The following is an 11856-nucleotide window of genomic DNA, read 5'->3' on the forward strand; positions in this document are numbered from 1 at the left end:
GCACGCATCCCACGGTGCCTCATCCCGACGGTTGGGATTGACCACCCCGCGGTACCACTTGCCTCCCCCTGATGCTCGGTGGCGTAGTCGTCGTACTTCGAGTATTTCGACTTTCGCCCGTAGCGTTCCTTCATCCATTCCTCTCCCCATCCGGGGACTGTAAAAAGAACGGTGTAACTCCTGATCATGGAAGATGCACCGATGACCAGCAACAACGTGACTGAATCTGAGGCCGTCGAGGCGGCTGAGCTGCAGCGGTCCGAAGCCGTGGACCAGCAGCTGATCGACGAGCTGGTGGGCCGTGCCCAGGCCGAGGGGCTGCAACTGACCGGCGAGGGCGGACTGCTGCAGCAGCTGACCAAGCGGCTGCTGGAGTCCGCCCTGGAGGGCGAGGTCACCGATCACCTCGGCTGTGACCGGCACGATCCGGCCGGGAAGAACGGCGGCAACTCCCGCAACGGCACCCGCTCCAAGACGGTGCTGACCGACGTCGGGCCGGTCGAGATAGCCGTGCCCCGCGACCGCGACGGCTCGTTCGAGCCGAAGATCGTGCGCAAGCGACAGAAACGCCTGACCGGTCTCGATGACATGGTCATCTCCCTTGCTGCGAAAGGCCTGACGACCGGCGAGGTCCAGGCCCACCTGGCGGAGGTATGGCACCGACGTCTCCCGCCAGACGATCTCCACGATCACGGACAAGGTCCTCGAGGGCATGGCCGAGTGGCAGAATCGACCACTCGACCCCGTCTACCCCGTCATCTTCATCGACGCCATTCACGTGAAGATCCGGGATGGCGCGGTCGCGAACCGTCCCGTCTATGTCGCGCTCGCGGTCACGGCCGAGGGCCGGCGGGAGATCCTGGGCCTGTGGGCCGGCGACGGCGGGGAGGGCGCCAAGCACTGGCTGCAGATCCTCACCGAGATCAAGAACCGCGGCGTGGGCGATGTCCTCATGCTCGTCTGCGACGGCCTGAAGGGCCTGCCCGAGGCGGTCGGGACAGTCTGGCCGGCCACGATCGTCCAAACCTGCGTAGTGCATCTGCTGCGGAATTCCTTCCGCTATGCAGCCCGCCAGGACTGGGAGAAGGTCGCGCGCGTCCTCAAGCCCGTCTATACCGCGCCGACCGAGGAAGCCGCGGTGGACCGGTTCGCGGAGTTCGCCGACGCATGGGGGACGAAGTACCCGGCGATCGTGCGGCTGTGGGAGAACGCCTGGGAGGAGTTCACCCCTTTCCTGCGCTTCGACACCGAGATCCGCCGCATCGTCTGCACGACCAATGCGATTGAGTCGGTCAACGCCCGCATCCGCCGGGCGGTCAAGGCCCGCGGGCACTTCCCCAATGAGCAGGCCGCGTTGAAGTGCGTCTACATGGCGATCATGTCCCCGGACCCGACCGGCAAGGGACAAAGCCGCTGGACCAGCCGCTGGAAGACTGCGTTGAATGCCTTCGACATCACCCTCGACGGCCGCCTCTCAGCAGCCCGCCAGTAACAACTCACCCCGAGTTACACCGTTCACTGGACAGACCCCAGCCGGTGCCTGGCGGCCGTCGCTACGATCACGCCGAGGTGATGATGACCGGTCGGTTGACGCTTCGGAGGTCGGAGGGATTGCGGTGGCCGGTGCTACGGGAGCAGGAGCTTGATGTCAAGGTCGACGGACTCGGTCGTACTGGCTCCGACAACGTGAACTGGGCTCTGGCTCAACTGTGATACCAGTACCCCGAGTGAGGGAGCAGGCGGAAGACGGACCTACTGCAGACGGTCAGTCCTCGGCTTCTCCCGCTGGTCGTTTACTCAGGAATGGCCTCATGGACGCGCTTGTGGTGGTTGCTGCAGTCCGCCGGGTTACGGCTGTGGGCTTGTGATCGCCAGCTCTAGTGTGTTGCGGTGAACAACAACTCTCTGCTCGGTAGCACTGTCCGCCTCATGGCGTTATCTACCGACCATGCCGAAGCCCTCTTACCCTCTGCATCCAACCCAGAGGTATGGCGATGGATGCCCCGGCCGCGCCCTGAAACGTGACACAGATGCACGCGCTGCTCAGCCAGATGATCGCGGGTCCGTCCCGGAGGTGCTTCGCAGTGCAACGCTGTGACGACGACGCCGTGATCGGTTCGACCAGTTTGTATGACCTCGACTTGGCCGAGAGCCGCGCTGAGATCGGCGCAACCTGGTTCGATCGTTCTTGCTGGGGAGGTCCTTACAACGCTGAGTCCAAGCTGTTGCTGTTCAGCCATGCCTTCGATGACCTGCGACTCGCCAGGCTCGCCCTGCGCACTGACAATCTCAACGTGCGTTCCCAGCGTGCCTTGACTCGCCTTGGCCTGGTTTACGAAGGAACCCTGCGCAGCCATATGCGGCGCCAGGACGGCACTCGCCGCGACTCTCTGTACTACAGCCTGCTCGCAGACGAGTGGCCCACCGTTCGCGACAGGCTGCGCGCCAGGGTCGCCGCCAAGACGACTGCATGATCCGTGAGTCTGTTCGTGCTGGCATCTCGGGCTTCTTTGTCGACGACTGGGGCAGCACTCTCGCATGGCCGCCGACGCATCCACCCTCGAGTTCCCGAGAGCCCGCGGACCGGCGCGGGCTGACCGCCTTGTTCTGGTCGAACATCAACCCGTACGGCACCTTCCGCCTCGACATGGACTCCCGGCTCGAACTCCCACTGTCCGCCACGGTGCCCCGTCCCCGTATGCCGCGGATACCGCTGGACAGACCGCCACAGCGAGGCGATGACCCACCACCTGGCCTCAGGGACGGCGTCGGCGGGCCGACTGTGTGGACGATGTGATCGGCCATAACACGAGTCGATCAGTCACTATGCTCAGCGTGACATGAACGGGGGTAGGGATGAGTTCCGATATTGAGCTGACGGTTACGGCGGGCACGGCAAAGTTCGACCCGGAGGATCCGCGCTGGTTGGATGAAGTGGCGACCTTGAACGTCGCGCTGCGCAAGGAGGTCGGGACGCTATCCCTGCGAGGCGTCCCCGAGTCAGGTGCGAAGGGCGCTGTGGAGGCCGTAACCCTCGCCCTGGGCTCCTCCGGCGCGCTGACCGCTGCGGTGGCGTGCTTCCGGGCCTGGCTGGCGCGGGACAAGACACGGACCCTGACGGTGACGTGGACCGATGACCAGGGCGCCGAGCAGACGCTGACGGTGACGGGCGACCACGTCGATCAAGCGTCATTCCAGGCGCTGGCGGAGGCGGCTGGCAGGCGTCTCGGGGGCAGCTGATGACGGCCGACCCGCGCTACCGCGGGCTGCTGATCGGAAACGCGACCTTCCCCCGCGACCCCCATACGCTGCTGGATCTGCGCGGGCCACTGGTCGACATCGAGGAACTCGCGCAGGCGCTGACCGATGACAGGGTCGGGCTGTTCTCTTCCGACAACGTTCAGCGACTCCCGGACAAGAAAGTTCAGGAGTTACGGGAACACCTGAACAAGTTCTTCACCGCTGCGGTGCGCGAGGACGTGCTGCTGTTGTACTACAGCGGCCACGGCCGGCTCGACGAACGCAATCGGCTGTACCTGTGCGCCAGTGACACCACGGTCGACCTCCCCTATGCCACGGCGCTGAGTGCCGCGGAGATCAACAACATGATCGACGGTTCAGCCGCCGCGACGGTCATCATCGTGCTCGACTGCTGCCACAGCGGCGCGTGGAAGTCAGATGCCGACCTTGCCACTGCGGTGAAAGGCAAGGGCCGGTATGTCCTGGCCAGCAACAGGTCCACGCAGCTCGCACGAGCTGCCGACGTAGAGGGGCAGCCCAGCCCATTCACCGGAATGCTCGTGCGCGGCCTGCGGCACGCCGAAACCACGGGATACCTCACCGTCAGCGAACTCTACCGGCACGTGCACCGCTGGATGACGAAAGACACCCGAAGGACCCCACAGCTGAAAATGGTCGGGGAAGGCGACGTCGTCATCGCCCGCCGAGAGAAAAACCGCCCGCGGCCACATGCACAACAGCTCCGGCGGCGCGAACTGCCCGCCCAAGACCCGGCAGCACGACCCACCGCCCCGCGCCCGGCCAAGAAGAAAGTAAAGAAGGGGAAGCCGACCACCCAGAAGGCCCCCGTGGCGGCAAAGTCCTTCGAGGAGTCCTGGACCGGCGACGAGGCCCCGCAGGGGTTCAGCAAGCAAGCGGACGCCACCCCATACCTCATAGCCGCAGTAAGCTTAATGTTCTTCCTTGCTACCCATTTCGGAAAAAGCCAGGGAGCCAACCAGGTCGCCGGATATGTCACAGCATGTTTAGCCCTATTGGCGGCCTTTCTTGTGGAAATGTGGGCAGGTCGGAAGTTGAGGGCGAACATGCGCGCAAGAACCCTGCGCATCGGCGGGGACGGTGTCACCGCAATCGACCCTTCCGGCACCCAGCTCATCCCGTGGACTGCGATCAGACAGGTCGGCGTCCACCACTCGGCCACGGCCGTCCACGGTCACAAACTTCTCGCAGTTCATGTGAGGCTGCACATGCCGAATCCCGAGGGCTCTCCCTCGGCCCTGTACCGCCCAGCCGGATGGCCGATCCGTGCTGAACTTCCGGACGTCTGCCGCGGCCACCGAACTCCCACCCAATACGACTGGATACCGGTGTGCGTGCTCGGCCCGCTCCCCGGACCCCGCCGAGTCGATTTGAAGAACGTGGTCGCGGCACACACCGAACACCCGTTAGAGACAGAAGGAGACTGGTGACCGACCCTGCCGACGACACACAGGAGCAGCGACAGCCGAACTGGGCCTACACGCATGACGTGAACAGGTGCAGACTGGAATCGCGGAACACGTCACTGTCGAGAAACGACCGTCTGTCGACACTCGGACACGTGATCACGAACCCGCAGGTGGGCAGTGTTGACAACTCGCGTCCACAATCAATGTCGGCGAATGGTTCGGCCGATAGATTCCGACACATGCTCATCGGCTACGCGCGGGGCTCGACCGCCGACCAGAACCCCGATCATCAGATCGACGTCCTGCTGCGGGTCGGCGTCGACCGCGACAACATCCACGTCGACACCGCGAGCGGTGCGAAGGCGTCCCGCCCGAAGCTCGACCTCGTCCTCCAGCTACTGCGCGAGGGCGACACGTTGAAAGTCACCCGGCTCGACCGGCTCTCCCGCTCCGTCCTGCATCTGGTGACCCTCGGCGCCGAACTGCGCGAGCGCGGGATCGGGTTGCACGTCATCGAGCAGGGCATCGACACCTCCACCGTGGAGGGTTGGGCGATGTTCGGGATGCTGTCCGTGCTGGCCGAGCTCCAGCGTGAACTGATCGTGGCGAACACCAACGACGGGCTCGCCTCCGCACGGGCTCGGGGCCGAGTCGGCGGGCGCCGGCCGAGGCTCACCGCGGACCAGGCCGCGCTCGCCCAACAGCTCTACGACGAGCGCGAGAAGACCGTCCAGCAGATCGCCGACATGTTCGGCGTGCCGAGGTCAACTGTGTACGGACACCTCGACAAGACCAAGACCGTGCCCCGCCAGCCGAAGAAGGCGACAGTCACGAAGCCGTGAAAGCTACCAACGGGTTACTTGTTCCCTGGTGTCTGAGCTAGGAGTCCTGGGCCGTGATCCCCGCGAGTTCGCGGAAACTGAAGCTCCTTCAGCGGGAACCCGAGGGCTCAGGGATGCCATCCTCGGGGGTTGACCCGTGGGTTCGCGGCGAACACGCGGGATCGGCTTCGAGGTCGGCCTGGAGAAGCTGCCGGGCCGAGTCCGCGTAGCGGATGGCGGTCTTCTCGTCGATGCCGAAGACGAGGGCAAGGTGGAGGGGATCGGCGCCGTGGGTGAGGGCCTCTTAGAGCTGGCGGTCGACGCGGAGCCGTTCCAGGGTGGCGGTGAGGTTGCGGGTGGCCCGGGTGGTCCAGAGTTTGCCGGCCGGGCCGAGTTCGACGGCGGTCTTCTGGGTGATCAGTAGGTGGGGGTTGGCCGTGTTCGGCCAGCGGTTGCGGCGGTGGTCGAGCCAGTCCAGGACCGCCCGGCGGGTGAGGTCGTCGAGCGGGCGGACGTGACCGCCGACGGTGATGCGCCGGTTGCCCAGGTCGACGTCCTCCAACTGCATGGTGCGGATCATCTTCGGCCGTGCCGCGTGGATGGCGGCCAGGGCGACGATGAGCCGGATGTCCGGGGTGGTGGCGGTGGCGATGGCTTCGTCGATGTCCGCCTGGACGAGAGCTTGGAGGACGCCGCCGGTCTGCCGGGGGACACGGATGCGGATCGTGGGGTTGCGGAAGATCTGGCCATTCTTCTTCGCGTGCCGGAACAGTGACCGCAGGGCGACGATCCGGCTTTCGCGCTGTTTGCCGGTGACAGCGTCCCGGGCCGCGATGATGTCCTCCCGGGTGACCTCTCGCAGGTGGTCGTAGCGGCTGGACCACTCCAGCAGCACCTTTACAGTCCCCTCAAGGTCACCGAATTGCACCCTGCTTGACCTGCTGCTTTGTCCAGACCGTGACCGGAGGCATCGAATCCCGTCCACGTCTCGTCCTGATCTTGCTGTGGGGCGCCGAGCAGAGGTCGGCGACTGAGCAGGTCGGCGTCGCCCGTCGAGATCACCGGTTCCCTCCGTGTGCTGGTCAGCTGGGGAGTGGCCACCATGGGGGAACGTTGTCGTATCCGCAGTGCCCGCTGTCGCTGGTGCCGCCGAACGGTGTCCCGAGCCATGCCATGTGCGCCCATGTGACGAAGAACAAGAACACGAGGAGCATCACGGCCGGGGCCGGCACCCGCAGCCAGGTGGGGCCTTTGGCCGGCACCCGGACCAAGGCGCCCAGCACAATGCCGACAGTGATCGCGACGACTGGCTCGAAGAGCCGGTCGAGGCCGAGGCTGCCCTCGTCCAGCCCGTAGGAGCCGCAGTACCGTCGGGCCTCATCCGCGAGCTTGAATGATGTGTAGCCGCCGACCGCGCCGACAGCTAGCAGCACCCCGCGCAGTGTTCTAGTCATCGTCTTCGGGCACCTGGAGGCGGTCCCACGAGTATTCGCCGGGCCAGCCGTCGGCTGCGGCGCCGTTGAAGCCGAGTTTGCGCTGCCACGCCGCGTAGGAGGCGCGGTCTGCCTCGGTCCACTGCGGGCCGGGGCCCTTGGTGTAGTGGCCGCAGCCTTCGGCGACCAGGCGCTTGCCCATGGCGGTGATGATCCGCGACTTGGGCTCGGTGTGGAACCATTCCTTTCCGGGGAACTCCTCGAAGTCTCCCGGGGTCTGCCCGACGTAGGGGACGCGGAGCTGTTCCCAGGAGGTCTCCCCGGGCCAGCCGTCGGCCTTGGCGCCGGCGAAGCCGAGCTTGCGCTGCCAGGCCGCGTACGATTCACGGTCGGCGTCCGACCACTGCGGGCCGGGGCCCTTGGTGTAGTGGCCGCAGCCTTCGGCGACCAGGCGTTCGCCCATGGCGGTGATGATGGGGCTGTTCGGCTCGTCGTGGAACCACTTGGCTCCGGGGAAGGGCTGGAACTCCGTTGCGTCATCGTCTGGGGTGGGGTCGGCGCCCTTCAGCGGAACGCCGCGGGCGGGGATCCACAGCTTCATCCCGGCCTTGACCTTGCCGGAAGAGTCGAGCTCATCAGGGTTGGCCATGATGATGTAGTCCTTGGGCACGTTGTACTTGACGCTGATCTTGCCCAGGGTTTCGCCGTCGGTGACGATGTGGTTCCCGCCGTCCCACAGGACACCGGGGTCGAGGCTGCCGTTCAGCACGTGCCCGTACAGCAGGTCGCCGGGGCACTGGGTGGGGTAGCCGTCGCGGTGCCCGGCTATCTCCCAGCCGGAGCCGTGACGCCGCAGGTAGGCGATGGCGTCCTGAATGCCGGTGATCATCTTCTTCGGCACGTCGGTGTAGCCACCCGAGCCGGTGAGCGCGCACACCGCGTAGTGCGCCCGGTTCAGTTCCTTATTTCCGTTGGCGGCGTTCTGGGCGTACGCGCCGCGGCCTTCGAAGACGACGCCGTGGCGGCAGACCAGAAGGTTGTAGTCGATGTCCGCGTCGCCCTTGCCGTCCATGTGCTCGTCTTGGATGTTCCTGACCCGCATGGCGCACAGGGCGTGCTGCTCGAGCCACGGCTCGTATCGGGTGCCGGTGTAGTGGACTTTGACGCCCTTGTTGGTCTTGACCGGCTCGTGCCCGTTGTCGGGCTTACGAGCGTTCCAGTCGGACCGGCGAGCAAAAAGCACGAAGCTTCCCCCCTCTTGAGTGGTCAACTCCCCACACCCTACCGGCGGTTGCGGCAACCGCAGGGGGCAGCCCGAGCACCGGGAAACCCGGAAGGCCCCGCCAGGGAGGCAGATTCCAGGGGCCATTACAACCCGCACGATCGCCGTCGTAGGAGGTACCGAAGAGCATGCGCACGGCGCCGGGGCCGACGTCCTTCGGCTCGAAGGTCACTGACACGGCCTCGAAGCCCTAGCTCAGACACCAGCCGCAAAGTAGCGGGATGATCACGCACTCACCGTTGTGGCGGCCTGCTCGTCGTGTTCGCGCAGTATGGGGTGCCAGTAACAGCTCATCTCATTTGGTGTTTTCGGTAGTCTCCACGGGTGGGGATCGTGGAGCGCTTGGTGCCGGATGAGTTGTGGGAGCTGTTCCAGCGGGTGGTTCCGCCGGCTCCGGTACGGCCGCAGGGCGGCGGCCGCCGTCGGCATGGCGATCGGGAAGTGCTGGCGGCGATCGTGTTCGTGGCCACGTCAGGCTGTACATGGCAGCAACTGCCGCCGTCCTTTGGCCCGTCCGGAGCCACCGCGCACCGTCGGTTCAGCGAGTGGAGCAAGGCACGCGTGTGGGCCAAGCTGCACCGCCTGGTGCTCGACGAGCTCGGCGCCCGGGGCGAGCTGGACTGGACGAGGTGCGCGATCGACTCGGTGAACACGCGGGCCGTGAAAAGGGGGACCTGACGGGTCCGAATCCTGTCGATCGAGGTAAGTACGGCTCGAAGATCCACCTGGTCACCAACCGGAACGGTCTGCCCCTGTCCGTGGGCATCTCCGGGGCCAATACGCACGACAGCCAGGCGCTGGTGCCGTTGGTGACCGGCATCCCGCCCATCCGTTCGCGCCGCGGACGTCGACGCCGCAGACCCGCCAAGCTCCACGGTGACAAGGGCTACGACTACGACCACCTGCGGCGATGGTTACGGGCCCGCGGCATCATGCCGAGGATCGCCCGCAAGGGTGTCGACTCCAGCGAACGACTGGGCCGCCACCACTGGACCATCGAACGGACCATGGCCTGGCTCACCGGATGCCGACGTCTGCACCGCCGCTACGAACGCACAGCCAGCCACTTCCTGGCATTCACCAGCCTCACTTGCACCCTGATCTGCTACCGACGACTCACCAAATGAGATGAGCTGTTAGAGGTCCTCACGGAATGCGGCTCGCAGGCGGCGCCAGCAGATCAGCGAGCAGGCGAGCTTGAGGAACGCCTCGTGGATGTCGTCGCGGATCTCCCAGCGGATCCGCAGGCGGCCGAACCAGTGCAGCAGCGCGATCGTCTGCTCGACCACCCACCGCTTGGTGCCCAGGCCGGAACCGCGGTCGGTGCCGCGACGGGCGATCACGGGCTTGATGCCCTTCGCCCAGACCTGGCGGCGGTAGCAGTCGTGGTCATAGCCGCGGTCTGCGTAGAGTTCCCGCGGTCGCTGCCGCGGCCGCCCCCGCTTGCCGCGGATCGGCGGGATCGCCGTCAGAAGGGGCATGAGCTGGGTGATGTCATTGCGGTTGCCGCCGGTCAGAGTGACCGCGAGCGGGATGCCGGTGGCATCGCAGAGCACATGGTGTTTGGAGCCCGGCCGACCCCGGTCTACCGGGCTCCGACCGGTTTTGGGCCGCCTTGAGCGCCCGGATGTGGGAGCTGTCGATCACCGCCCTCGACATGTCCAGCCGGTCAGCGGCCCGCAGCTCGGCCAGCAGCACCGCATGCAGGCGTTGCCAGACCCCGGCGTTGTTCCAGTCCCGCAGCCTGCGCCAGCAGGTCATGCCTGAGCCGAAGCCCAGCTCGGTGGGCAGCCACTCCCACCGGATGCCGGTGTAGAGGACGAAGAGGATGCCGCACAGCACCTTGCGGTCATCCAGAGCCTTCCGGCCCGGGTGCCGATGCCGACGCTGCCGGACGGGCAGCAACGGCTGGATCCGCGCCCACAACTCATCGTCGACCAGCCATGGTTGGGGATCACGCTTCCTCACACCGAAGCAACCGAGTCAACCAGCCGGAGGACACGGCCCACCGCATTCCGTTAGGAACTCTTAGGCGGGGCCACGAGGGCCTTGCGCTATCCGAAATGCTCGGCGTACCAGGGGCGCACCGGGCCGGTAGTGGTACTGGAAGGGGCCAGGATGCGGGCGGCGTGCCACAGCGGTTGGATGTCGGCGGGCCGTCCGTGGAGGGCGTGGACGAGGCGGTCGACGGTCTTCCAGTCCCCGATGCGGGAGCCGCTGAGCAGTCCGGTGACGTCTTCGACGCTGAGCAGCCCGTGGCTGGCCTTGCGGATGGTGTCGGGGTCGGGCCGGGCGGCGGACAGGTGCAGGCCGCGCAGGGCCGCGTGGAAGGTCCCGGTATCCGCCAGGCCGCGGGGGGGGTGTAGGCACCGGTCCGGGCGGCTTCCCACAGCGGCTGGATGTCGGCCGGGTCGGCGCCGCAGGAGATCGCCAGTTGGCGGGTGACCTTCCAGGACGGGCACCGCTCGCCGGAGAGCACCCGGGAGACGTAGGAGCCGCTGACGTCGGCCTCCTCCCCCAGGACGCGCAGCGGCTTGCCGGAACAGCGCTGCAGATAGGACAGGGCTCTGGCCAACTGCTGGGATGGTTCGGCGCCCGGGGGTCCAGGGGGGCGGCTTCGGGGCCGCTTCCCGGGCCCGCTCCGCCACGGCGGCCCGGGTTGTGCCCCGCTCGCCGCTGTGCGGGGGATGAAGATGCCGCCGGTGCGCGGGGCGGGCTGCTGGGCCCGGGCTCGCTGGCGCCGCAGGCGCACCCGGTCGGTGCGCTGGGCCGACCAGGCCCGCCGTGCGGAGTCCGGACTGCGGTTGGTGTAGGAGGCGATGGACTTCCAGCTCACTTTGCGGTCCCGGGCCTGCCGGACGGCGGCAGCCGCGACGTCGTCGGCGTCCCGGACGATGGCGGCGACGGTGCGCAGGACCTGGGCGCTGTCGGCGCGGGCATTGACCAGGCGCAGCAGCTCGGTCGCTTTCCGCTGGAAGTCCTCCGCGACCTTCAGCAGGTGCTCGTCGTGCGTGTCCGCGTCGGGTGAGGGCTTGCGGTCGCGTGCCCGCAGGTAGGCGTTCCGGCAGGTGGCGTCGCAGTAGATCCGCGGCCGTCCGGAGGACTTGTCGTTGCCGAGCGGCTCATGACAGTAGCGGCAGGCGGCCGCGCGAGGACCATACGAGGTCATCGGTACAGACCCTTTCCGAGGGCTGAAGCACCCGGCTTTCGCCAACAGCCGATGGGGGTTGCTGCAGATTGTTGTTGCGAAACCCCGGCGTGGCTGGAGCGGCGAACCGGGACGAATGATGTAGGGACGTGCTGCCGTCAGGCTCCGATGAGATCGGAGCCTGACGGCGTGGCACCTCGTCAGCCGATATGAATATGCCGGTAGTTGTAGCTCGATCGGCGAGATGCGACCAGCACAGCGAGCGGCACGGCGGCTGTCAGCTCCGGCGCCGGGCCGGAGTTGATGAGCACGACGGGCAGGACCAGGAGCGCAAGGAATGGCCTAGTTGTGTTGTCCGCGATGCCGGTGTGGGGTCGGTGGTAGTTGTACCAGTCCAGCCATGCGGGGAACGCGGCTTGTCGTTCTGCTTCTGAGTGGTAGGGGCGTTGGTAGGCCCATTCCTCGAGCAGGGTGCGGTGGAAGC

At 66.6% G+C, this 11856-nt stretch carries 10 protein-coding genes and 2 pseudogenes; 6 read left to right on the forward strand and 6 right to left on the reverse strand.

What is annotated here, in order from left to right:
• The first annotated feature begins 201 nt into the window (after positions 1-201).
• The 5 genes and pseudogenes from ACTWQC_RS29870 (at position 202) to ACTWQC_RS29890 (ending at position 5530) form a co-directional block, all read left to right on the forward strand.
• A pseudogene (locus ACTWQC_RS29870) lies at positions 202-1492 on the forward strand (IS256 family transposase).
• A 538-nt stretch (positions 1493-2030) separates the two neighbouring features.
• Entirely contained in the window at positions 2031-2474 is a 444-nt protein-coding gene (locus ACTWQC_RS29875) for a GNAT family N-acetyltransferase (RefSeq protein ID WP_443318957.1), read from the forward strand.
• A gap of 382 nt (positions 2475-2856) precedes the next feature.
• On the forward strand, positions 2857-3240 hold the full coding sequence (locus ACTWQC_RS29880; RefSeq protein WP_443318958.1) for an effector-associated constant component EACC1: 384 nt from the start codon (positions 2857-2859) through the stop codon (positions 3238-3240).
• Complete coding sequence (locus tag ACTWQC_RS29885) at positions 3240-4709, forward strand: caspase family protein (protein WP_443318959.1); 1470 nt, start codon at positions 3240-3242, stop codon at positions 4707-4709. Before ACTWQC_RS29880 ends, ACTWQC_RS29885 begins: the two co-directional genes overlap by 1 nt.
• A 218-nt stretch (positions 4710-4927) precedes the next feature.
• A complete protein-coding gene (locus tag ACTWQC_RS29890; protein ID WP_443318960.1) occupies positions 4928-5530 on the forward strand; it encodes a recombinase family protein in 603 nt (200 codons plus the stop codon).
• A gap of 283 nt (positions 5531-5813) precedes the next feature.
• Here ACTWQC_RS29890 and ACTWQC_RS29895 read toward each other — a convergent pair whose 3' ends face one another.
• The 3 genes from ACTWQC_RS29895 to ACTWQC_RS29905 all read right to left on the reverse strand — a co-directional run bounded on the left by ACTWQC_RS29895 (position 5814) and on the right by ACTWQC_RS29905 (position 8185).
• Positions 5814-6404, reverse strand: a complete 591-nt coding sequence (locus ACTWQC_RS29895; protein ID WP_443318961.1) for a hypothetical protein — start codon at positions 6402-6404, stop codon at positions 5814-5816.
• Positions 6405-6591: 187 nt separating this feature from the next.
• Positions 6592-6963 (reverse strand): hypothetical protein, encoded by a 372-nt coding sequence (locus tag ACTWQC_RS29900; RefSeq protein WP_443318962.1) that lies wholly within the window; start codon positions 6961-6963, stop codon positions 6592-6594.
• Positions 6956-8185 carry a peptidoglycan-binding protein gene (locus tag ACTWQC_RS29905; RefSeq protein WP_443318963.1) on the reverse strand — a complete coding sequence of 410 codons (1230 nt, stop codon included), beginning with the start codon at positions 8183-8185 and terminating at the stop codon, positions 6956-6958. Before ACTWQC_RS29905 ends, ACTWQC_RS29900 begins: the two co-directional genes overlap by 8 nt.
• Before the next feature lie 369 nt (positions 8186-8554).
• Between ACTWQC_RS29905 and ACTWQC_RS29910 the strand changes: the two genes are divergently transcribed.
• Positions 8555-9351 (forward strand): IS5 family transposase gene (locus ACTWQC_RS29910; protein ID WP_443318967.1). Its coding sequence is split into 2 segments (ribosomal slippage): positions 8555-8900 and positions 8900-9351, totalling 798 coding nucleotides; the frame shifts between segments, so codons are not numbered across the junction.
• A gap of 9 nt (positions 9352-9360) precedes the next feature.
• Here ACTWQC_RS29910 and ACTWQC_RS29915 read toward each other — a convergent pair.
• The 3 genes and pseudogenes from ACTWQC_RS29915 to ACTWQC_RS29925 all read right to left on the reverse strand — a co-directional run.
• A protein-coding gene (locus ACTWQC_RS29915; RefSeq protein ID WP_443318968.1) for an IS5 family transposase occupies positions 9361-10165 on the reverse strand; the annotation gives its coding sequence in 2 pieces (ribosomal slippage) (positions 9361-9832 and positions 9831-10165; 807 coding nt in all).
• A gap of 113 nt (positions 10166-10278) precedes the next feature.
• Positions 10279-10614 (reverse strand): hypothetical protein, encoded by a 336-nt coding sequence (locus ACTWQC_RS29920; RefSeq protein ID WP_443318964.1) that lies wholly within the window; start codon positions 10612-10614, stop codon positions 10279-10281.
• Positions 10615-11719: 1105 nt separating this feature from the next.
• A pseudogene (locus tag ACTWQC_RS29925) lies at positions 11720-11856 on the reverse strand (integrase core domain-containing protein); the annotation flags it as partial.

It is taken from the genome of Streptomyces sp. 8N616, assembly GCF_052246385.1.
In the GTDB taxonomy this organism is placed as follows: Bacteria; Actinomycetota; Actinomycetes; order Streptomycetales; family Streptomycetaceae; genus Streptomyces.